Source organism: Georhizobium profundi (assembly GCF_003952725.1).
GTDB lineage: Bacteria > Pseudomonadota > Alphaproteobacteria > Rhizobiales > Rhizobiaceae > Georhizobium > Georhizobium profundi.
In genome coordinates this window covers 1,905,403-1,927,265 of sequence record NZ_CP032509.1, presented here as the reverse complement: position 1 = coordinate 1,927,265, position 21,863 = coordinate 1,905,403, and the positions used below count along the sequence as shown (strand labels likewise).

16 protein-coding genes are annotated in these 21,863 nt (G+C 62.8%); 5 read left to right on the top strand and 11 right to left on the bottom strand.

Annotation, left to right across the window (positions count from 1 at the left end):
• Window positions 1-29: 29 nt before the first annotated feature.
• Window positions 30-2,060 (top strand): ASKHA domain-containing protein, encoded by a 2,031-nt coding sequence (locus D5400_RS08975; protein ID WP_126012994.1) that lies wholly within the window; start codon window positions 30-32, stop codon window positions 2,058-2,060.
• On the opposite strand, the gene D5400_RS08970 is transcribed toward D5400_RS08975, so the two are convergent.
• Window positions 2,057-2,950: a LysR substrate-binding domain-containing protein gene (locus D5400_RS08970; RefSeq protein WP_126009692.1), complete on the bottom strand. Its 894-nt coding sequence runs from the start codon at window positions 2,948-2,950 to the stop codon at window positions 2,057-2,059. The genes D5400_RS08975 and D5400_RS08970 overlap by 4 nt on opposite strands.
• Window positions 2,951-3,070: 120 nt before the next feature.
• Here D5400_RS08970 and D5400_RS08965 point away from each other — a divergent pair, with 120 nt between their 5' ends.
• Both D5400_RS08965 and D5400_RS08960 read left to right on the top strand, forming a co-directional pair.
• Window positions 3,071-3,274: a hypothetical protein gene (locus tag D5400_RS08965; RefSeq protein ID WP_126009690.1), complete on the top strand. Its 204-nt coding sequence runs from the start codon at window positions 3,071-3,073 to the stop codon at window positions 3,272-3,274.
• 147 nt (window positions 3,275-3,421) lie between these two features.
• Window positions 3,422-4,426 carry a GlxA family transcriptional regulator gene (locus D5400_RS08960; RefSeq protein ID WP_126009688.1) on the top strand — a complete coding sequence of 335 codons (1,005 nt, stop codon included), beginning with the start codon at window positions 3,422-3,424 and terminating at the stop codon, window positions 4,424-4,426.
• Window positions 4,427-4,474: 48 nt separating this feature from the next.
• On the opposite strand, the gene secD is transcribed toward D5400_RS08960, so the two are convergent.
• From secD to D5400_RS08940, 4 genes are all read right to left on the bottom strand, one after another.
• A complete protein-coding gene (gene secD, locus D5400_RS08955; protein WP_126009686.1) occupies window positions 4,475-6,982 on the bottom strand; it encodes a protein translocase subunit SecD in 2,508 nt (835 codons plus the stop codon).
• Between the two features lie 73 nt (window positions 6,983-7,055).
• Window positions 7,056-7,457, bottom strand: coding sequence for a hypothetical protein (locus tag D5400_RS08950; RefSeq protein WP_126009684.1), 402 nt, complete (start codon window positions 7,455-7,457; stop codon window positions 7,056-7,058).
• Window positions 7,458-7,530: 73 nt separating this feature from the next.
• The gene (locus tag D5400_RS08945; RefSeq protein WP_126009682.1) at window positions 7,531-8,430 is read right to left on the bottom strand and encodes a DUF1194 domain-containing protein; all 900 of its coding nucleotides are present in this window, start codon (window positions 8,428-8,430) and stop codon (window positions 7,531-7,533) included.
• Between the two features lie 84 nt (window positions 8,431-8,514).
• Window positions 8,515-11,025, bottom strand: a complete 2,511-nt coding sequence (locus D5400_RS08940; protein WP_126009680.1) for a GcvT family protein — start codon at window positions 11,023-11,025, stop codon at window positions 8,515-8,517.
• 568 nt (window positions 11,026-11,593) lie between these two features.
• On the opposite strand from D5400_RS08940, the gene D5400_RS08935 reads away from it, so the two are divergent.
• A complete protein-coding gene (locus tag D5400_RS08935; RefSeq protein ID WP_126009678.1) occupies window positions 11,594-14,119 on the top strand; it encodes a hypothetical protein in 2,526 nt (841 codons plus the stop codon).
• Window positions 14,120-14,129: 10 nt separating this feature from the next.
• Here the strand turns inward: D5400_RS08935 and D5400_RS08930 are convergent, their stop codons facing one another.
• The 6 genes from D5400_RS08930 to D5400_RS08905 form a co-directional block, all read right to left on the bottom strand.
• Window positions 14,130-14,711, bottom strand: a complete 582-nt coding sequence (locus D5400_RS08930) for a DUF924 family protein (protein ID WP_126009676.1) — start codon at window positions 14,709-14,711, stop codon at window positions 14,130-14,132.
• Window positions 14,708-16,699: an acetyl/propionyl/methylcrotonyl-CoA carboxylase subunit alpha gene (locus D5400_RS08925; RefSeq protein WP_126012991.1), complete on the bottom strand. Its 1,992-nt coding sequence runs from the start codon at window positions 16,697-16,699 to the stop codon at window positions 14,708-14,710. Before D5400_RS08925 ends, D5400_RS08930 begins: the two co-directional genes overlap by 4 nt.
• A 20-nt stretch (window positions 16,700-16,719) precedes the next feature.
• On the bottom strand, window positions 16,720-18,327 hold the full coding sequence (locus D5400_RS08920) for a carboxyl transferase domain-containing protein (RefSeq protein ID WP_126009674.1): 1,608 nt from the start codon (window positions 18,325-18,327) through the stop codon (window positions 16,720-16,722).
• A gap of 7 nt (window positions 18,328-18,334) precedes the next feature.
• Window positions 18,335-18,712: a type II toxin-antitoxin system VapC family toxin gene (locus D5400_RS08915; protein WP_126009672.1), complete on the bottom strand. Its 378-nt coding sequence runs from the start codon at window positions 18,710-18,712 to the stop codon at window positions 18,335-18,337.
• On the bottom strand, window positions 18,709-19,044 hold the full coding sequence (locus D5400_RS08910; protein WP_126009670.1) for an AbrB/MazE/SpoVT family DNA-binding domain-containing protein: 336 nt from the start codon (window positions 19,042-19,044) through the stop codon (window positions 18,709-18,711). The genes D5400_RS08915 and D5400_RS08910 overlap by 4 nt, the downstream gene beginning before the upstream one ends.
• A gap of 61 nt (window positions 19,045-19,105) precedes the next feature.
• The gene (locus D5400_RS08905; RefSeq protein ID WP_126009668.1) at window positions 19,106-20,269 is read right to left on the bottom strand and encodes an isovaleryl-CoA dehydrogenase; all 1,164 of its coding nucleotides are present in this window, start codon (window positions 20,267-20,269) and stop codon (window positions 19,106-19,108) included.
• A 270-nt stretch (window positions 20,270-20,539) separates the two neighbouring features.
• Between D5400_RS08905 and D5400_RS08900 the strand changes: the two genes are divergently transcribed.
• Window positions 20,540-21,727 (top strand): hypothetical protein, encoded by a 1,188-nt coding sequence (locus D5400_RS08900; protein ID WP_126009666.1) that lies wholly within the window; start codon window positions 20,540-20,542, stop codon window positions 21,725-21,727.
• The last annotated feature ends 136 nt before the right edge of the window (window positions 21,728-21,863 follow it).

Here is a 21,863-nt window from a genome sequence, read left to right as displayed (position 1 = left end):
ACGCCAAGCCCGACCACCTCGTTCTCTTCATGCCCTCCGGCCGTCGCGGGCGCTTCGCGCCCGGTACGCCGGTGCTGGAGGCGGCGCGCGAACTCGGCGTCTATGTCGAAAGCGTATGCGGCGGTCGCGGCATTTGCGGCCGTTGCCAGGTGGAGGTCCAGGAAGGCCGGTTCGCCAAGCACGGCATCACCTCCTCCGCCGATCACATCTCGGCCTTCTCGCCGAAGGAAGAGCGCTACGCCGAAAAGCGCGACCTAAAGGAAGGCCGCCGCCTCTCCTGCTCCGCGACGATCCAAGGCGATCTCGTGGTCGACGTTCCGCAGGACGTGGCCATCAACGCCCAAGTCGTGCGCAAGGATTCCGACGGTCGCGTCATCGAGCGCAATCCGGCGATCCACATGTGCTATGTCGAGGTCGAAGAGCCGGACATGCACAAGCCGCTCGGCGACCTCGACAGGTTGAAGGTCGCACTGGAGCGCGACTGGGGGATCAAGGATCCCGACGTCGACACCCATCTGCTCGCAACCGTCCAGAAGACCCTGCGTGAAGGCAACTGGACCGTCACTGCTGCGATTCACCGTGACCAACCGACGGACAGACCGCGCATCATCGCCATCTATCCGGGCCTCAAGAACGAAGCCTACGGCATTGCCTGCGACATCGGTTCGACGACCATCGCGATGCATCTCTCCTCGCTGCTTTCGGGTCGCACGGTTGCGTCGGCAGGCGCTTCAAACCCGCAGATCCGCTTCGGAGAAGATCTGATGAGCCGCGTCTCCTACGTCATGATGAACCCGGAAGGCCGGGAAGCGATGACCACGGCCGTGCGCCAGGCGCTGAACGAGCTTATCGACAAGGTCTGCGCCGATGGCGGCATCGAGCGGTCCGACATCTTGGACGCGGTCTTCGTCGGCAACCCGATCATGCATCACCTTTTCCTCGGCATCGACCCGACCGAGCTCGGCGGCGCGCCGTTTGCGCTGGCCGTTTCCGGCGCGCTATCGCTCAAGGCCTCGGAAATTGACCTGCCGATGAATGCTGGGACGCGCGTCTACGTACTGCCCTGCATCGCCGGCCATGTCGGCGCGGATGCGGCTGCCGCAACGCTCACCGAAGGTCCGCACCGCCAAGACGAGACGATGTTGCTCGTCGATATCGGCACCAATGCGGAAATTGTGCTCGGCTCCGCCGCAAGGGTTGTCGCCGCCTCGTCGCCCACTGGCCCCGCCTTCGAAGGCGCTGAGATCTCCTGCGGCCAGCGCGCCGCTCCCGGCGCGATCGAACGCGTCCGCATCGATCCGGAAACTCTCGAGCCGCGCTTCCGCGTCATCGGCATCGACGCATGGTCCAATGAGCCGGCGTTCGCCGAAGCAGCCGGCGACAAGAAGATCACCGGCGTTTGCGGCTCCGGCATCATCGAAGTCATCGCCGAGATGTATCTCGCGGGCATCATCTCCGAAGACGGCGTGATCGACGGCGCGCTCGCCGCGAAAAGCCCGCGCATCGTCGAAAACGGCCGAACCTTCTCCTACGTGATCCAGGAGGCCGAACCGCGGCTTATGATCACCCAGACCGACGTGCGCGCGATCCAGCTAGCCAAGGCTGCACTCTATGCTGGCGTAAAGCTCTTGATGGACAAGCTCGCCATCACCGAGGTCGACCGCATCGGGCTTGCCGGCGCGTTCGGCTCGTTCATCGATCCGAAATACGCGATGGTGCTCGGCCTCGTGCCGGATTGCGATCTGGACAAGGTGAAGGCCGTCGGCAATGCTGCCGGTACCGGTGCTCGCATGGCCCTGCTCAACCGCGACCATCGCCGCGAGATCGAGCGGACCGTCACGGAGATCGAGAAGATCGAGACCGCGCTCGAGCCCAAGTTCCAGGACCATTTCGTCGCCGCCATGGCCTTGCCGAACAAGGTCGATCGCTTCCCGAAGCTCAGCGCCGCCGTGACGATGCCGCCACGCAAGACGCTGAGTGATGCGGATGGCGACGACGGCGCAACCCGCCGCCGCGGCGGCCGAGCAGGTGGACGCCGTGCGCGGGGTGACGCGTCTTAAAGTTTCTCGTTCAGCGTAGCCAGCGTTGCCCGCAGATGGTCGGCTGCGGCGAGAACCGGGGCGGATGCGTTTGGCGCGACGACCATGATGATGTTGTAAGTGCCGAGCTCGGGTAGCCCGTCCTTGGCACTCAGACAGACCAGATCGTCGGCAACAAAGGATTTGGGCAGCGGCGCGATCGCCAGATCGGCGAGAATCGCGGAGCGTTGGCCGGCGGTGTGCGCGCTCATATAGGCGATCCGGTACTTGCGGCCCTCGCGGCTCAGCGCGTCGAGCGCGCGCAGGCGCCAGGCGCACCCCTCTTCCCACATCGACACTGGCAGCGGTTCGCGCAGATGGGCCGAACCGCCACGTGCGCCGACCCACACGATGTTTTCGGTGAGCAGCACTTCAGAGCCCGCAGGCGTCTGCACGCTCGAACAGGTCATCAGCGTCAGGTCGAGCGTCCCCTCGTCGAGCCGCTTCTGCAGATTGCCGCTCTGGTCGATCACGACATCGACGGCGATTGCCGGATGGGTTTCGGCAAAACGCTTCAGCACATGGGGCAAGACCCGCTCGCCGTAATCGTCCGGCGAGCCCAAACGCACGACGCCTGAAATATCCGGCGTAATGAACTTGGACACCGCCTCACGGTTGATCGCAAGCAACTGCCGCGCATAGCTGAGCAGGATTTCGCCATCGCCGGTCAGCGTGACGTTGCGCGCATCGCGGATGAACACCGGCCGCTTCAGCGTCTCTTCCAGTTTCTTGATCTGCATGGAAACCGCTGACGGGGTCCGGAAGACGGCACTGGCCGCCGCCGAGAAGCTCTTTGTCTCCGCAATTGCAACGAAGGTACGCAGAACATCGAGCTCGAGAGTTGGCAGTGGATGATTCAGCGGAGCATTCATGATCAATTTCTCTTCACATAGAGATCACTTCATTTCGATTGATTGAACTCCAAGCTACGATCATAGTCAACATCAAGGGTCGCGACCTTTCGAGAATTGAAACCCGAAAGGAACCCAGAAATGGCCTATCATCATCAAAACGACGCCTTTGGTGGCGTCTCCGCCTGGATTTCATCCATCTTCGCCGACATCGCACGCCGGTGGGCCGACAAGCGGGAGCGAGCCCGAAAGGCATGGATGCGGCACCTGACAGAGGTGGAAATTTCCCGTCTGCCGCCGGAAGTGCGCAAGGACATCGGTTGGCCGACGCGGCACTTCGACTGACATGATCGAACCGCCCTTCAGGGCGCACCTAAATTTCGAGGTGCGCCCGCTTCACAGCCATGGGGTGCTATGCCAAATTCTGCGGCGCAACGCCTGATGCGTCGTCGGCTGGCGAGCCGAGGCCGTCGGCCCCACTGGATTGCCGTCATGGCCAGCACACAGAGCCGCATCAAGCGGTCCATCGTCTTCTTTCTCGTTCCCGATTTCTCCATGCTGGCCTTCTCCACCGCGATCGAGCCGCTCCGAATCGCAAACCGCATGCTGGGGTACGAATGCTACCGCTGGCGCCTCGCCTCCACGGAGGGTCAGCCGGTCTGTGCATCGAACGGTGTGGAGGTTGCCGTCAACACGTCGCTCGCCGATGAGCGCCGCCACATGACGGGTGAGATGAAGCCGTCCATGGTGTTCGTCTGCGCCGGCGTGAACGTCGAGAAATTCAACAACAAGACGGTCAATGCCTGGCTGCGCGAGGAATATCACCGCGGCATCGCCGTCGGCGGTCTCTGCACCGGCGCCCATGTGCTGGCGAGTGCCGGCCTGCTTTCCGGCAAGCGCTGCGCCATCCATTGGGAAAACCTGCCTGGCTTTGCCGAGGCGTTCCCGAAGGCCGATGTCTACGCCGATCTCTACGAGGTCGATTCCAACCTCTACACCTGCGCGGGCGGCACCGCCGCGCTCGACATGATGATCAACCTGATCGGCGAGGATCACGACGATACGCTCGTCAATCGCATCTGCGAGCAGGCGCTGACCGATCGGGTGCGCTCTCCACACGATCGCCAGCGGCTGCCGCTTCGGGCACGCCTCGGCGTCCAGAACTCCAAGATCCTCTCCATCATCGAACTGATGGAAGCGAACCTCTCCGAGCCGCTGTCGCTGATCGAGATCGCGCGCTATGCCGGCCTGTCGCGGCGCCAGATCGAGCGGTTGTTCCGTCATGAAATGGGCCGCTCGCCTGCCCGCTATTACCTGGAAATCCGGCTCGACCGCGCCCGCCACCTGCTCGTCCAGTCCACCATGCCGGTCGTGGAAGTGGCCGTCGCATGCGGGTTCGTGTCGGCCTCGCATTTCTCCAAATGCTACCGTGAACTCTATGGCCGCTCGCCGCAGCAGGAGCGTGCGGATCGCAAGCTGCTCTTGAACGCAGCCTGACGGCATATCGGGCGGCGTGATCTCGCACCGCCCGATGCCCATTGACACCTACTCCGCAGGCAGCGGCACCGCATCAACCTGTCGTGCACGACGCCTGCCTGCCCAGTCACCCAGCAAGAGCAGGATCGGCGCTGCGATGAAGATGGAGGATGTGGTGGCCACCACCACGCCGAACACCATCGGTATCGCGAAGTTTGCGACCGAGTTGCCGCCCCAGATCGCCAGCGGAAGGATCGCCAGGAACGTGGTCAGCGAGGTGAACACGCAACGCAGCAGCACCTGGTTGATCGACATGTCGATCACGTCGCGCAGCGGCATCTTCTTGTAGAGCCTGAGGTTCTCGCGCATCCGGTCGTAGACCACTACCTTGTCGTTCACCGAATAGCCGATGATCGTCAAAAGCGCGGCGATCGCCGTCAGGTTGAAGTCGAGCCCCGTCAAAGCGAAGAAACCGACAGTCTTCGTCGTGTCGAGCACGAGCGTCGCGATCGCACCGACCGCGAAGTACCATTCGAACCGCCACCAGATGTAGACGAGCATGGCAAGGCTCGCGAGCACGACGGCGATCACGCCGTTGCGGGCAAGCTCGCCGCTCACCTTAGGTCCAACAACTTCGGTGCGCTCCACGCTCGAGCCCGGATCGAGCTCAGCCATCTTGGCACGCACCTGGTTGATGGCAGAAGTTTGCGCCGCCTCTCCGCCTTCCTGTCGCGGCAGGCGCACGAGCACCGATTGGCCGTCACCCACCGTCTGGAGAGAAACCTCACCCAGTCCGAGCTCGCCAAGGCCCGACCGCAGAGCCGCAAGATCCGTCGACTGCGAGGTCGAGACCTCGGCCTGGATTCCGCCCGTGAAGTCGATGCCGTAGTTGAGGCCCGGCTTCATGAAGAGCACGATCGAGGCGATCGACAGGAAGATCGACATGCCGATGCCGAGATAGCGTGCCTTCATGAAGCGAAAATGCGTTTCGCGCGCCTTGAACCGGAACGGCGAGCGGATCGTCAGCGTTTTCAGCTTCCGCCGGCGAACCACCTCCGTCATGGCGATGCGCACGACGGCGACCGCCGTGAACATGGACAGCACGATCCCGATCAGCATCGTGACCGCAAAGCCGCGCACCGGCCCCGTGCCGAACATGAACAGGAGCAGTGTCGCGATCAGCGATGTCACATTGGCGTCGACGATGGTCGAATAGGCACGGTTGAAGCCCTGGTCGAGCGCCGCGAAAGCGCTTTTGCCTCGCGCAGCCTCCTCTTTGATGCGTTCGTTGATCAGGATGTTCGCATCGACCGCGATGCCGATGCCGAGGATGATGCCGGCGAGGCCAGGCAACGTCAGTGTCGCGCCGAGAAAGCCGAGAACGCCGAGCGTCAGGATGACGTTGAGCAGGAGTGCGCCGCTCGCGATCAGGCCCCAGCCGCCATAGAGCCCCACCATGAGGCCGACGACCAGCACGAAGCCGGCGATGCCGCTGATGATCCCAGTGCGAATGACATCCGCCCCGAGATCCGGCCCCACGGTGCGTTCTTCGATGACGGTCAGCGGTGCGGGCAGCGCACCGGCCCTCAGCAGCGCGGAAAGCACGACCGTATCTTCCACCGTGAAGGAGCCGCTGATCTGGCCGGAGCCGCCGGTGATCGGCTCGCGGATGACAGGAGCGCTCAGCACCTTGCCATCGAGCACAATGGCGAAGGGCCGGCCGACGTTCTTCTGCGTGATCTCCGCAAAGCGTTGCGTGCCAACGCTGTCGAAGCGGAAGGAGACGAGTGGTTCATGCGTCCGCTGGTCGAAACCGGCGCGGGCATCGACGAGCCGTTCGCCGCTGAGCGCCACGCTGTCTTCGATCGGATAGGAGTTGCCCTCCTCATCCTGAAGCGTGCTGATGCCCGGGCCGCCCTGCGAACCAGCGACCATGTGGAAGGACATCTGCGCGGTCGAGCCGAGTAGTTCGCGCAGCCGCGTCGGATCCTGAAGGCCGGGCAGCTGAACCATGATGCGGTCGCTGCCGACGCGCTGGATCGTCGGCTCGGCGACACCCACCTGGTCGACGCGCTGGCGCACGATCTCGAGGCTCTGGTCGATCGCCTGGTTGATGCGATCGTCAAGGCCAGCCTGGCTGAGTGTCAAGGTAAGCTGCGTTCCGTCGCGGGCGACGAGGATGTCGTTCGTCGGCGTGAAGCCGCCTGTCTGGACAGGAGTGGCGAGGCCCGAGACGAGGGCTTCGACCCGGCCGGCCATTTCGGCATCCGGTGTTTCGATCACGACAGCAGCACCCTGCAGGCGGGGCGTTATGCCGGAGACCTGTTCCTGGCGCAGCAGGCGGCGCGTTTCGTCCTGAAGCCAGGTCAGGCGGTCGTGTTTCAACACCGGCGCATCGACTTCCAGAACGAGATGCGATCCGCCCTGCAGGTCGAGGCCGAGCGTCACGTGCTGGTTCTGCAGCCAGTTGGGAAGCATGCCGAGCTTGTTCGGCGGCACGAAATTGGGAAGCGCGGCGATCAACCCGCAGATGATGATCAGAGAATAGATGGCGAGTTGCCATTTGGGCGTACGCATGGATGGATCCTTGCATGCACCGTCATCGCCGCAGGGCAAATAGCCCGCAGCGAGATCGTTCGGTGCAATTCCGTCAAAGGGTGGCGGAGGTCAGGATCGTGGCAGGTGGCGCCCGCGCATCGGCGTGAAACGCAAGCCGAGGACGGATGACCGACGCAAGCATCGCTGCGCCGACCGCATGGCGGAAAATCGCAAAATGCTGATCGGGCAGCGTGGCCGATGCAAGGTCGGGCGGAGAGCCGTCCTTGCCATGGTCGTTGCTGCGCGGCTGGATCGCATAATGCGACGTGGCGAGCAGCGGATCGAATTCAAAGGGTGTTCCCGGCGCTGCCTCGGAGCCAATCGCTGCGAGGCGGGGCAGCGGATCGATACGCGACTGCTCGACCGCAAGCAGCGAGAAGGCGAGCGCAAGCGTCGCTGCGAAAAACGCACCGACGGCAGTCGTCCAGCCCTGCTTGCGAGGAGTCTCGTTCATTTCAAACGTCGCGCTTCGTCGGAACACGCATCACATAGCGCTTCGCAAGCCCGCTGCCAAGGAAGCACCTCACTCAGGGCACGCTCCATATCTGCCTGCGATCATTCCAGATCCGCTCCCCGATCAGGCAATCGACGTCGCTGGCCGCCGGATTGGACGCCTGGGCAGAAATGACAGGCGGGACATCCCTCGCCTGCCGCAGGTTCGTGAACCCAACGGGATCGATCGGATCGCCGGGCATCGCTCCAGCGAGTTCCAGCACCAGCTTGCGCCGCACCGCCTGCGGAAATTCCTGCCAGGAGGTCACGGGGATAACGAAGGCACCGCCTCCGCCGATGACACACTCGGCGAAATAGCCATCGAGATTGTCGATCGCATAGCCCATCGTCTCGCCTGGCGCGTTGGTCATCAGGGGCAAGCCGTTGATGGTGATGCCGGCTTCGACCGCTCGATCACGGGCAAGTGTCACCGGAGCGCCCTGATTGTTCGGCCCATCGCCGGAAATATCGATCACCTTGCGCAGGCCTTCGAACGCATTCTCGTCGAAGAGCTGCGACGAGAAGCTGATCGCTCCGGAAATGGACGTGCGGCGGAAATGGCGCGGTGTCCCGCGCTCCAGCGCATCGGCAAAGGCATGGGCGGCTTCGGCGCTGTCGATCAGCGTCCATGGGACGACGATTTCCTGCGAGCCCATGCCGGCCCATTCGACATAGGTCACGGCCACGCGACCGTAGCCGCCATAGATGATCGCCTCGATCACCTCTTCGGAGCGAAAGGCGCTCGCATAGCCATCGCGCTGGATGATCTGCTCTTCGAAATCCATCGACCAGGACGCGTCGACGGCGAGAACCAATTCGACATCGACGGTGTTGTCTTCCTGCGCGAGTGCAGACGATGGGAGACCCGACCCAAGCGTGTGAAAACCCAGCGTCAGCGGAAGGGCCCACAACCAGCCTCTGATTGTGCCCGGCATGCCTTTCTGTGATTGGACAGACAAGCGCATGCCGGAAGCATGCCTGAAGGCGCGGTCACCGCAAAGGGTGCAACCCGCTTATCCTCAGGCCCGCAGTTTCACATTCTCGGCATCATAGGGGCTCTCGGCGATCACGCGCGCCTGATGAATCCGACCCAAGATCTTGATTTCAAGAGCGGTTCCCTCAGCCGCACAGTCGGGCCTGACCATGGCGAGCGCGATCGACTTTCCGATGCGGAAACCGAAGGCGCCATGGGTCGCGCGGCCGACGAGCTCGCCGTTCCGGTAGATCGCTTCGTTGCCGCGCGCATCGGCATCGGTCACGCCATCCACCTCAAGCGTCACGAAGGTCCATTTGAGGCCGGCATCCTTCGCCTTCACCACGGCATCGCGGCCGATGAAATCACCCTTCTCCGGCTTAATGAAGCGATCGAGCCCGGACTCGTAAGCATTGTATTCGATAGACAATTCCCGCGGGATCAGACGGTAGGATTTCTCCACCGCCATGGCGGTCATCGCGCGGATGCCGAATGGCTTGATGCCGAATTCGGCGCCCGCCTCCATCAGCCGGTCGAAGATGGCGACCTGCTGCTCGATCGGGTGATGCAGTTCCCAGCCGAGTTCACCGACGAAGTTGACGCGGAGCGCATGCGCGGTCGCCGGTCCGACATTGATCGCCTTGCCGGACAACCAGGAGAAATCGGCGTTGGCAAGGCTCGCGCGGGTCAGCTTCTGCAGCACGTCGCGCGAGCGCGGGCCGGCGAGGACCAGCACGCCCCACTGCGTCGTCATCGGCATCATCTGCACCGAGCCATCGGCCGGCAGGAGCTTCATCAGGATATCGTGATCGTGCGCCTCATAGGCGCCGGCCGAGACGAGATAGAAGCCCTGCGGCTGGCGATAAACGGTGAATTCGGAACGAACGCCACCGTGCTTCGTCAACAGATGGCAAAGCGCGATACGGCCGATCTTCTTCGGCACAGCATTGGCGAGAATCGCATTCAGCCACGCCTCCGCGCCGGGGCCGGAAATCCAGCACTTTGCAAAAGCCGACATGTCGAGAACGCCGACATTCTCGGCGACGTTCTTCACCTCGTTGCCGACATGCTCGAAATAGTTTGACCGGCGGAAAGACCAGCGCTCCACGATCCGTCCGTCTTCAAGGGGTGCGGCGTGATTGTGGTTGGTGAGGACATCGACGCCAACACCGATCTCTTCGGCAGGCACCGCATAGCCTTCCGGCGCGAACCAGTTCGCCCGCTCCCAGCCATAGACGGACCCGAAGACCCCGCCGAGGCTCTTCAGCCGGTCATAGACGGGCGTCGTCTTCAGCGGACGTGCGGCACCGCGCTCCTCGTCGGGATAGTGCATGGTGAAGACGTTGGCATAGGCTTCCTCGTTCTTTTCCTTGAGGTAGCCTTCGGTCGCATAGGGACCGAACCGGCGCGGGTCGACGCCCATCATGTCGATGGTCGGTTCGCCGTCGACGATCCATTCGGCGAGCTGCCAGCCGGCACCGCCCGCGGCCGTGATGCCGAAGGAATGGCCCTCGTTCAGCCAGAAATTCTTGAGACCGGGCGCCGGGCCGACAATGGGCGAACCGTCCGGTGTATAGGCGATAGCGCCGTTATAGACCTTCTTGATACCGACTTCGCCGAAGGCCGGAACGCGCGTGATTGCCGTCTCGATATGCGGCATCAGTCGGTCGAGGTCTTCCTGGAAGAGTTCATATTCGCTGTCCGCACTCGGGCCGTCGACATAGCAGACCGGCGCGCCCTGCTCGTAAGGTCCAAGCAGCAGGCCGCCATTTTCCTCGCGCATGTACCAGGAACTGTCGCTCTCGCGCAGCACGCCCATTTCGGGCAAGCCCTGCTTGCGCCGCTCGACGATCGCTGGGTGCGGCTCGGTCACGATGTACTGATGCTCGACGGGAATGACCGGCACGTTGAGGCCGACCATGGCACCGGTGTTGCGCGCGAAGTTCCCCGTCGCCGAAACGACATGATCGGCGACGATGTCGCCCTTGTCGGTGCGCACGAGCCAGGTGCCGTCCGGCTGGCTTTCGATCGCGGTGACCGTCGTGTTGCGATAGATCGTGGCGCCCCGGTCGCGGGCGCCCTTGGCCAGCGCCTGCGTCAGGTCGGCCGGCTGGATGTAGCCGTCATCGGGATGCTGGATCGCGCCCAGAATGCCGTCGGTCTCGCAAAGCGGCCAGATCTCCTTGACCTCTTCGGGCGTCAGAATGTTGAGCGGCACGCCGATCGTTTCGGCAATGCCCGCATAATACATAAACTCGTCCCAGCGGTCCTTCGTGCGCGCAAGGCGGATGTTGGACACTTTGGAGAAGCCGACATTCATGCCGGTTTCCTCCTGAAGCTCCTGGTAGAACTTGACCGAGTATTTGTGGATCTGGCCGACCGAATAGCTCATGTTGAAGAGCGGCAGCAGGCCTGCCGCATGCCAGGTCGAGCCGGACGTCAGCTCCTTGCGCTCGATTAGAACGCTGTCTGCCCAACCCTTCTTGGCGAGATGGTAGAGCGTCGACACCCCGACGACGCCGCCCCCGATGACCACCGCGCGCGCTCTGTCCTTCATTGATTCTGAACCCCGATATCCGAATTGTCGTCACGCCTGGAGGCGATGGATCGTGCGCGCAAGTGGGCCACACGTTTGGCCGAATATGCAAGGGCTCCGCGCCGCGCAACAGCCTGTTTGCGACACGCCGATCGATACGCGCGACGGTCTTGCGACAAAGGTCCGTTGCCGGGCTCTCCGTTGCCGCCTTTAATTCTGAAGTGGCGGATGTGGGCCCATTCGGAGAGGCATTATGCAACGGCGCACGTTCTTGGCGACGAAGGCTTGGGCTGATGTCGACTGCACTTTTGTGGCCGCAAGGCGGCTAGCCGGTTTGGTCGCAGCGATGATGAGCCTCTGCGCATTGCTCACGCCCGCCACCGCTCAGGCGCAAGCAGATGCGGGCCCAGCAACTCTTAACGGGCGTTGGAGCGGCACGTACACCTGCTTACAGGCCGAAAGCTCCACCTTCGAGTTGACCTTATCCACTGGCGACACCGGCCCGACGGGCCTCTTCACGTTCACCTTGCCCGACGGCCGAGAGGGCTCTTACGCGGTGCTTGGCAGACAGGCGGCCGATGGACGTTTCATGCTTCTCCCATCTGACTGGGTGGAACGACCGAGCGGCATCCAGGCGCTGACGCTCCAGGGCAGCATGCACGACAACGGCCTGGTGATCAGCGGCACAATGCCGGGATGCGGCGGAACCGAGAATTTCGTGGTACGTCGTCTCGACGAAAGCGGAGCGCAGACCCAAGCTTCGGTCGACTTCGATTTCGCGCCGGTGTCGGGTGGCGCGGCGGCCGGCACGTGGCGCGGCGAAATCGTGTGCGGTCCCAGGCAGCGCCCGGAAACCGTGCCGCTTACCGCAACGATCTTGCAGGACGGCGAAGGTCTGGTCGCCAAACTTGCCTATGACGGCCCAGTCTTCCCGCCCTCCCCCGTGATCATGACAGGCAACGTCATCGGCACAACGATCGCCCTGCAGCAATTGATGAAGCTCGACAATTCGAACCGCAGCCTGAAGACCGTATCAGCGCGCCTTGATGCCGCAGGCCAGACGCTTGCGGGGACCGTGGGCCAGAACGGTGCACGATGCCGCGACTTCCAACTCACGCGAACCGGCGATCCGCAGATGCCGGATGTTGGTGCGGCGCTTGCCGGCAATTGGGCGGGCGCGACGGACATTCCGCCGATGGACCGCCTGGAATCGAGCTACGTCCTCGTCCTCGCCCATGACGGCAAAGCTCTCCAGGGCGAACTGCGGCTGGGGCATCCGGCAAACCGCCCGGTCGCCGAGCAGGACAAGCTCGTCATTTCTCTTGCCCCGATCCACGCCGAGGGCGCTAAGATCGTCATGGCGCCGATCGGCGCGCGGCTCGCCGAGGGTATTCACCGCCCTCAGAATTCCCAAAGCGCGGTGCATCGCCACTGGCTGATCGTGATGCCGGAAACAGTCGGCGAGGAACTTGGCGTTCGTGTCGTGCAGGGAGGCCGTTTTTCGGAAGAGATCAATCGCGTTGCCGAATTAGGCGATCGACATGCGCGGTTTTTCCGGAGAGTGGATGCTGCTGTACAATCCGCCATGACAAGCGGAGAAACGCCTCCGAAGCGGTTCGGACCGGGTATCGGCGGCGCCTTTGCAGCGGCCTCGTCAATGGAGCGCCAATGCCAAATGCTCGCCGATTGGGCCGCACCGTTCAATGGCGACGACCTGGACCGGCAGAGCGTCGAAAATGCGCTGAAAGCCATGCTGCCGATCTTCGAAGACAGCGTCTTCGAACCAGTTTTCGGCCTGCCCTATATGTTCATGACCGATCCGGTGGAACGCCGGGAGATCGGCTTCTTCCTGCAGCGCGATTGCCCGCGACGGTTCGGCATCAAGATCGCGAACGTCGCCTCCATTGCTCATGCCTTCACGCTGCAGAACGCTTATGCAGGCATCACCACGGCGATGATCGACCGTCGGGAGTCGGTCGCCTGGATCGACGCCACGGTCGAGGAATTGAGCGCCATGGGCGAAGATACGGCGGCAGAGACGCGTCTTGCTACAATTCGCCTCGACGCCGCAGATCGGCTGGACGACGTGACCGCCGAGGAAGCGGCGCGCTTCGAGACCGCCTATGCGGCGCGCAGGGACCGTATCGAAATAGGCCTGTTGTTCGATCGCATCGCCCGCGCCGAAGCCATGACGGACGGTGAAGCGACGCTCGCGGAATTCGCCGAAATCGTCGAGGCCGTTGCACAATCTCCAATGGAAGGTGACGAGCATCGATCGGCAATGGAGAGGATCGGCACAAAGGCTGCCCAGATCGCCGCGCCCTTGATCGCCGCCATACGCAGCGAGGAGGCGGAATTGGGCATGAACCTGGCTGCGCTCTCGGCGTTGAACGGGCTGGAGCAACGCACGACCTTCCTGACCGATCTGCGTAACCGCGGGTTGCCGATCGCCGGTGTCTCGGAACTGTCGATGGAGCTTTATCAGACGCGGAATAGCCTGCTGGACAGCATGGAGGTTGCCGGGGAATTCCAAGCCTATCTGACTACGATCGAGCCGGGCGACAATGCCCGCATGCGCGTGACCAACGCGGCCTATCTCTACCTGACGCCGGAAGAACTGGCCGGCGGCGCGCCGTTTTACGCCCAGATACTGGAAACGACGATCTTCTCGCTGGAACAGGCATCGATGGAAATCGTCGACTCAAGCGGCCCAACGGCGGTTGATGCGGTCGGCTCCAGCAATTCGGGTGAACCGAGCGCCAAGGACATGGCGATGGCCATCCTTGCCTACTACCGGCAGGGAACAGCCAACTTCAATGGGATGGGAAGCATGTTTCCCGACGATCCTTTCGGTCAGCCCAACCCGTTGAACATGATCGGTGAAGCGATGAACCAAGTGATAGGCGAAGTGAACCTGACGCTTGCCTATTTTGAGAAACTGGGCTGCGCGTCGGCAAGTGGAGCCGGCCAGGCGGGCTACAATTGCGATTACATTGCAGAGATCAGAACCGACAACGCGATGCTTGGTATGGTTCTGCCACAGGCGGGGATACGCAATTCCGGGCGATTTACCGCCGCGCGCGGTGGCTGGATGTACCTGCCAGACCTCGAATAGACGCGCAGCTTCAAAAACCGGAGCCGGGCTTTTCCAGGTAACGTTGCTCCGCCGGCGTCGAAGTTCGACCAAGGATCTGATTGCGGTGAGGAAAGCGGCCGAACTCGACGATGACGTCGCGGTGGGCCTCGGCGTATTTCGTGTAGGTCTCGTCGCCGAGCGCGCTGATCAGGCTGACGGCACGGTTCTGGTCGGCAAGGTTTTCCGAGTGTTCGAACGGCATGTAGAAGAACACGCGGCGGTCATCCGCGACGGCCTTGTCGAGCCCGGCATCGACCGCACGGCGCGCTTCCCGCAGCGCGAGGCCGTCCGTCGCAAAGGCAAGCGGCGTTTCGCGGTAGATATTGCGGGGAAACTGGTCCAAGACGATGATCAGCGCTAGCCGCGCATCTGCGTCTACACGCCAGCCATCAAGGATGCGCCGAGCAAGCGACAGATGCGTGGCAGCGAATTTTTCGCGAATGATTGCATCGGTTTGATCGCTTTTCTTGAACCAGTCTTCCGGCGTCAGCGTGTCGAACCAGAAATCGAGGATGTCCACGGGCGTTGCCATCGATCCCGCTTCGTCGCTTGGTGCAGACTTGGCACTCATGCCGGCTTCTCCTCTTCAGCCAACCGGAGAAGCATCGTACCCTCGCTGACCTGTGCACCCTCGCGGTGGAAGATTTCCGCGATCACACCGGCCCGTGGCGCCGCAAGCGTCATCTCCATTTTCATCGCTTCCATCACGACCAGGATATCGCCCTTTTCGACCGGCGCATCCGCACCCTTGAAGATTTGCTTGACCACGCCAGGCATGGGCGCGCGCAGCACGTCCTCGCCCGCACCTTCGTCCTCTCCAGCATGGAGTTCGTCGACGATCGTGAACTCGGCAACCGCATGATCTCGAATGATCGCGATGCGGCCGCTTCCCTGAACCACACGAATGGTCACCGCATGCGCGCCGTCGACCAGCCTGAATACACCCTCCCCCGCTTCGATCAGCTGAAGGTCGACCGGCGGATCGTCCTCGTCGGCAACACGGTAGCGATCCTTGCCGAGTTGCGCGACGCGCAGGCTCCGCTGCTCGCCAGCTTGGGAAAGCACAACGTCCCGTTCGGGCGCGCCCCACAGAAGCCAGGGGCCCAGATCGTCGAAAGGATCGCCGCTCTTTCGAGCCTGCATTCCGGAAGCCAGTATGGCAGCAGCGGCCCGCGCCATCGGCGATGGGCTTGGCGTTGCCGTCAATTCTCCAAGCTCGCGATCGATCAGCCCGGTGTCCACCTCGCCTTCCGCGAAACCAGCGTGGGACGCAAGCGCATGGAGAAAATCGAGATTGGTGACGGTGCCGACGATTTCGGTCTGCACGAGCGCATCCTGCAAACGCGAGAGTGCCTCGGCGCGATCGGCCCCGTGTACGATCAGCTTGGCGATCATCGGGTCGTAGAAGGGCGTGATCGCATCGCCAGCGGCAACACCACTGTCGACCCGCACCGACGCTTCCGGAAACTTCAGATGCGCGATGGTACCGGTGGCCGGCATGAAGTTCCTGGCCGCATCCTCGGCGTAAAGGCGCGCCTCGAATGCCCAGCCATGGATCGACAATTCGTCCTGCTGCTTCGGCAGCGGCTCACCGGCCGCCACACGCAATTGCCATTCGACCAGATCGAGCCCGGTGATCATTTCCGTGACCGGATGCTCCACCTGAAGCCGCGTGTTCATTTCCATGAACCAGAAGCGGTCCGGCCTGAGACCCTCGGACGCATCGACGATGAATTCCACCGTGCCCGCACCGACATAATCGATCGCCTGCGCGGCCTTCACCGCTGCCTCGCCCATGGCGGCGCGCATTTCGGCTGTCATGCCGGGCGCCGGCGCTTCCTCGATCACCTTCTGATGGCGCCGCTGGAGCGAGCAATCGCGCTCGAAAAGGTGCACGACATTGCCATGGCTGTCGCCGAAGACCTGGATCTCGATGTGGCGCGGTTTGGCCACATATTTCTCGACCAGCACGCGATCGTCGCCGAAGGAGGCGCGCGCTTCGCGCTTGGCCGATGACAGGGCATCGGCGAATTCCGCTTGCCGGTCCACGCGCCGCATGCCCTTGCCGCCGCCACCCGCCCGCGCCTTGATCAGCACAGGAAAGCCGATCTCGTTCGCCTTGCCGGCGAGAATCACCAGTTCCTGCGCGTCACCATGGTAACCGGGAACGACCGGCACCTTGGCCCGCTCCATCAGCTGCTTTGCGGCATCCTTGAGCCCCATGGCGCGGATCGCCTTAGCCGATGGCCCGATGAAGGAGAGGCCCGCCGCTTCGACCGCTTCGACGAACTCGGCATTCTCCGACAGGAACCCGTAGCCCGGATGGACCGCTTCGGCGCCGCTTTTGAGCGCGGCCGCTACGATCGCATCCGCCCGCAGATAGCTTTCAGATGATGGCGCCGGGCCGATACGGACCGCCTCGTCGGCCAGCTTGACGTGCAGTGCATCGCGGTCTGCGTCTGAATGAACGGCAACCGTCTTTATGCCGAACCGGCGCGCCGTCTTGATGACCCGGCAGGCGATCTCACCACGATTGGCGATCAGGATTTTTTTGAACATAGCCATACTGAACGCCTCCGTCACATCCGGAACACGCCGAAGCGCGTTTCCTCGATGGGCGCGTTGAGCGCTGCCGAAAGTGAAAGCGCGAGCACGTCTCGCGACTTGGCGGGATCGACGATGCCATCGTCCCAAAGCCGTGCAGAGGCATAGAGCGGGTGCCCCTGCGCCTCGAACTGTTCGATGATGGGGCGCTTGAACTCTGCCTCCTCGTCGGCTGGCCAGTCGCGACCCTGCCGCTCCAGCCCGTCGCGGCGGACCGTTGCGAGCACGCCCGCCGCCTGCTCGCCGCCCATCACGGAGATGCGGCTGTTCGGCCAGGTCCAGAGGAAGCGCGGTGAGTAGGCGCGGCCCGACATGCCGTAATTTCCCGCCCCGAAAGAGCCGCCGACCAGCATGGTGATCTTCGGCACCTTCGTCGTCGCGACGGCGGTGACGAGCTTCGCGCCATCCTTGGCGATGCCGCCCGTTTCGTATTTCTGGCCGACCATGAAACCAGTGATGTTCTGCAGGAAGACCAGCGGAATGCCCCGCGCGGAGCAAAGCTCGACGAAATGCGCGCCCTTCAGCGCGCTTTCGGAAAAGAGCACGCCATTGTTGGCGATGATGCCCACCGGAATGCCGTGGATATGCGCAAAGCCGCAAACGAGCGTTGTGCCGTAGCGCGCCTTGAACTCGTCGAAACGCGAACCGTCGACGATGCGCGCGATCACTTCGCGGATGTCGTAGGGCGTGCGCAGCCCGACCGGCACGATCCCGTGAATTTCCTCGGGATCGTAAAGCGGCGGTTCCGGCGCTTGTAGCGCGACGGTTTGGGGCTTGCGGGCGTTGAGATTTGCGACGGCACGGCGCGCGAGGGCAAGCGCATGCGCATCGTTTTCGGCCAGATGGTCTGCGACGCCCGAGAGCCGCGTGTGAACGTCGCCCCCGCCCAGATCCTCCGCCGACACGATCTCACCGGTTGCGGCCTTTACCAGCGGCGGGCCGGCCAGAAAGATCGTGCCCTGATTGCGCACGATGATGCTTTCGTCCGACATCGCGGGCACGTAAGCACCGCCCGCCGTACAGGAGCCCATGACGACCGCGATCTGGGCGATGCCCTTCGCAGACATGTTCGCCTGATTGAAGAAGATGCGACCGAAATGGTCCCGGTCCGGGAAAACTTCGTCCTGGTTCGGGAGATTGGCCCCACCAGAATCGACGAGGTAGACGCATGGAAGTCCGTTCTGCTCGGCGATCTCCTGTGCCCGCAGATGCTTCTTCACGGTCATCGGGAAATAGGTGCCGCCCTTCACGGTGGCGTCGTTGCAGACCACCATGACCTCGCGGCCTTCGACGCGCCCGATGCCCGTGATGACGCCCGCCGACGCGATGTCGCCGCCATACATGTCGTGCGCCGCGAACCGCCCGATTTCCAGGAAGGGAGAGGATGGATCGAGAAGCCGAGCGATGCGCTCGCGCGGTAGAAGCTTGCCGCGCGCCGTGTGGCGCTCGCGCGCAGCCAGCGGCCCGCCCTCGCTGATGCGCTCGGCAATCTCCGCCGTCTCGGCCACGAGCTCCGCCATGCGCGCCCGGTTATCGCGGAAAGCCTCCGAGGCGGTCGACAACTTCGATTGAATGACGCTCATTGAAACCTCAGCGGATGAGTTCGATGCGGCAGCCGACCTTCAGGTCTGCCCATTTCCGATCGGCGGTGACCGCGGTCGCATTCTCGCGGATTGCAAGCGCCAGGCAGGCACGGTCGCCAAGCGAGAGGCCTTGGTGACGCGTGAGGCTGCGAAGCTCGCCTGCTAGCACAGCGAGGGTATCGTCGAAGGGTACACTCGGAACTTCAAAGTCGCGATAGTTTGCAAGAGCGAGATCTCTGTCCATCCCCCGATCCGCCTGTCGCGCGATAACTTCGACCACGTTGACGGTCGAAATAACTGCACCATTGAGCGCAGCGACAGCCTTCTCGATCCCCGGCTCCTGGAAGATGATGGCCAAGAGACAGGACGAGTCCAAAACCATCATTCGTCTTCGCCCCACATCGCCAGGCGTTCGGCCAGAAACTCGTCGACCACGCTTTCCCCGGGCTTCTTATATGGCGCGGATCGCTCCTGAATGCGCCGAATGTTGTCGAGATAGGAGCGCACACGCAGTTCGCCGTCTACAACATGGCAGATCAGCATTTCACCAGGCTTGATACCCATTTCGTCGCGCATGAATGCCGGAATGACAAAGCGCCCCCCCTCGCCGAGCTTAACGCGTTCGCGCTTGGGCGGCAGCTTCATGAGCTCTTCACGCAACGCCGCGTATTCGGCTTGCTGTTCTTCGGAGCCTCTAGGCGTGTCGCCGTCGGACATCTGCTGCCTCGCTGCTATGGCACGTTGTAATAAATATGCCATAACTCGGCAAACCTGCCAATCACGCCGTTTCCGCAAACATCTCCCTACCGATCAGCATACGGCGGATTTCGCTTGTTCCTGCGCCGATTTCGTAGAGCTTCGCATCGCGCAACAGGCGGCCGGTGGGATAGTCGTTGATGTAGCCGTTGCCGCCGAGCGCCTGGATTGCCTCAAGCGCCACCTGCGTCGCCTTTTCAGCCGCGTAGAGAATGCAGCCGGCGGCGTCCTTTCGGGTCGTCTCGCCGCGATCGCATGAGGCGGCGACAGCATAGACATAGGCACGGCAGGCATTGGTGATGGTGTACATGTCTGCGAGCTTGCCCTGCATCAGCTGAAACTCGCCGATCGCCGTGCCGAACTGCTTGCGCTCGTGGCTGTAGGGAACGACCACGTCGAGCGCCGCCGCCATGATGCCGAGCGGGCCACCGGCAAGCACCACACGTTCATAGTCGAGGCCCGACATCAGGATCCGGACGCCCTGCCCCTCTTCCCCGAGCACGTTCTCGAACGGCACTTCGCAGTCTGCGAAAACGAGTTCGCAGGTGTTGGAGCCGCGCATGCCGAGCTTGTCGAGCTTCTGCGCGGTGGAAAAGCCGCTCATCGTCTTCTCGATCAGGAACGCCGTGATGCCACGCGGGCCGGCGGCAGGATCGGTCTTGGCGTAAACGACGAGCGTATCGGCATCCGGACCATTGGTGATCCACATCTTGTTGCCGTTGAGCACGTAGCGGTCGTTCTTCTTCTCTGCCCTGAGCTTCATCGAGACGACATCCGAGCCCGCACCCGGCTCAGACATCGCGAGCGCGCCGACATGCTCGCCCGAGCAGAGCTTCGGCAGATAGGCTTCCTTCTGCGCAGTCGTGCCCCAGCGGTTGATCTGGTTGACGCAGAGATTGGAGTGCGCGCCGTAGCTCAGGCCGACCGAGGCAGAGGCCCGCGAAATCTCCTCCATCGCGATCACATGGGCGAGATAGCTCATGCCCGTCCCGCCGAAATCCGGATCGGCCGTCATGCCGAGGAGGCCGAGTGCCCCCATCTCCAGCCAGAGATGGGCGGGAAACTCGTTCTTGCGGTCGGTCTCTTCCGCGACCGGCGCGATCCTGTCGCGCGCAAACCGTCTGACCGTCTCGCGAAGCTGGTCGATCTCCTCGCCGAGACCGAAATTCATGCCGCTGTCGAACATCGCCGCATCCTCCCTGATGCGATAAAGGAGTACCCGGCCATCGCCGATGCGGCAATGCGTGATGCCAAAACGCTCCGGTGCATCGCATTGCTGAACGGCTTCATCGATGCGGAATTCTCCTCTTCGCCGCTTAATCCCGTTTTGGGACGCCGGGTTCGATCATCCCCATGCAGAAATGGTTCTGCGTCACCTGCTTGCAGGCGGCAACTCCGAAGTCTCCCGTCGCATCAAAGCGGCGGGAGACGAGCCAAACGATGGAATTCTGGATCGATGCGCCTGCACCTGACGGCACTGCTGATGGCGACAGTGGCGGGCGGCAGCGGCCTGGCAACGGCGCAGGAACAGACCGTTGTCCACGAAGATGCGGTGACCGGCGCCAAGAGCACCGCGACGATCCTCCAGGAAATGATCGTCACCAACAACGCCTTGGACGGCCCTTTTCCAGTAACCGACACGATCATCCACCTGCGCGGCGCGCTTGCCCATGAGCGGGACACAGCGATCGGCAAACTCGACCTCGGCATCACGCTCGAAACGTTCGAGCATCGAGACGTTGAATTCGAGACCGATCGCAGCGCCAATGTCACCGCTGCATTGACCCGCGTGATCGGCGAGCGGTTCGTGCTGAAGACGTCGCTTGGCTATCTGGCGGAGAGCACCGGAGACGATCTCGATCTCGGCGCCGTCATCATCGGAACGCGCACGTTCGGCCAGACATTCGCCGGCGAGATCGACCTGCGCGGCCAGCTTACACCGCGCACCGCGATGGCCCTCGTGCTTTCCGGCAGCCACGAGGATGTTTCCGATGCGAAGCTCGACGCAGGGCTCGGCACACTGAGGCTTTCGCCAGACGTGAACCGCGCACGTGCCGGCCTGATCGTCACCCATGCCTTGCCGACCATGGTGTTGCGGCTCACCGGGCGGTTCGACGTCGTCGACATACCTGAAGACGACGCCTTCGCGGTCGGCTCACGCGCTGTCACGCTGATAACCGGAGCCACTCTTCCAGATGTTCTGGGCCTTGCCGTCGATGGCGAAGCTGGCTTCACCCATGTCTCCGACGCGCTCAGCTTCACGGATCGCATCTATCCCGTCTACGCACTCACAGTCGAACGGCAGCTTTACGGAATATCGGCAAGCTTCAGCCTCAAGGGCTCGATCGACACCGTCGACACGGACGATCCGCTGGGTTCCTACGTGCATCGCGCCGAACTGGAACTGTCGCGACCGTTGATCGCGCGATTGACCGGCAGCATCGGCATCTTCGGCGAGTTGCGCGACAATCTGGCGATCGGCAACGAGGAAGAGGCGTCGGGCATCTACGTGGCTCTTGCCTTCGACCCCACCTCCCGCATCTCGTTTCTCATGCGGGTCGATGTCAGTGAGATCAATCGGACGGTTTTCGACATCCGCGAGAACACGGTATCGGGCACATTCGGCCTGCGCGTCAGCCTTTGAGCTGTGGAAACGGCAAGGTCCGGACGCGAAGCTTGTCTCGCTTCGCGTCCGGCTTTCTTCAGTGGGTAACGTGTCCCCGTCGAAAACTATCGATGCCGCTGTCCGGCCCGGCGATGGAGACGCATTGCCCGCTCAG

Coding starts and splice junctions, on each gene's coding strand:
- D5400_RS08900 (WP_126009666.1), top strand. CDS start 20,540: ATGCGCCTGCACCTGACGGCACTGCTGATGGCGACAGTGGCGGGCGGC.
- D5400_RS08940 (WP_126009680.1), bottom strand. CDS start 11,025: ATGAAGGACAGAGCGCGCGCGGTGGTCATCGGGGGCGGCGTCGTCGGG.
- D5400_RS08965 (WP_126009690.1), top strand. CDS start 3,071: ATGGCCTATCATCATCAAAACGACGCCTTTGGTGGCGTCTCCGCCTGG.
- secD (WP_126009686.1), bottom strand. CDS start 6,982: ATGCGTACGCCCAAATGGCAACTCGCCATCTATTCTCTGATCATCATC.
- D5400_RS08970 (WP_126009692.1), bottom strand. CDS start 2,950: ATGAATGCTCCGCTGAATCATCCACTGCCAACTCTCGAGCTCGATGTT.
- D5400_RS08935 (WP_126009678.1), top strand. CDS start 11,594: ATGCTTCTCCCATCTGACTGGGTGGAACGACCGAGCGGCATCCAGGCG.
- D5400_RS08975 (WP_126012994.1), top strand. CDS start 30: ATGCCCTCCGGCCGTCGCGGGCGCTTCGCGCCCGGTACGCCGGTGCTG.
- D5400_RS08950 (WP_126009684.1), bottom strand. CDS start 7,457: ATGAACGAGACTCCTCGCAAGCAGGGCTGGACGACTGCCGTCGGTGCG.
- D5400_RS08945 (WP_126009682.1), bottom strand. CDS start 8,430: ATGCCGGGCACAATCAGAGGCTGGTTGTGGGCCCTTCCGCTGACGCTG.
- D5400_RS08910 (WP_126009670.1), bottom strand. CDS start 19,044: ATGTCCGACGGCGACACGCCTAGAGGCTCCGAAGAACAGCAAGCCGAA.
- D5400_RS08960 (WP_126009688.1), top strand. CDS start 3,422: ATGGCCAGCACACAGAGCCGCATCAAGCGGTCCATCGTCTTCTTTCTC.
- D5400_RS08925 (WP_126012991.1), bottom strand. CDS start 16,699: ATGTTCAAAAAAATCCTGATCGCCAATCGTGGTGAGATCGCCTGCCGG.
- D5400_RS08905 (WP_126009668.1), bottom strand. CDS start 20,269: ATGTTCGACAGCGGCATGAATTTCGGTCTCGGCGAGGAGATCGACCAG.
- D5400_RS08920 (WP_126009674.1), bottom strand. CDS start 18,327: ATGAGCGTCATTCAATCGAAGTTGTCGACCGCCTCGGAGGCTTTCCGC.
- D5400_RS08930 (WP_126009676.1), bottom strand. CDS start 14,711: ATGAGTGCCAAGTCTGCACCAAGCGACGAAGCGGGATCGATGGCAACG.
- D5400_RS08915 (WP_126009672.1), bottom strand. CDS start 18,712: ATGATGGTTTTGGACTCGTCCTGTCTCTTGGCCATCATCTTCCAGGAG.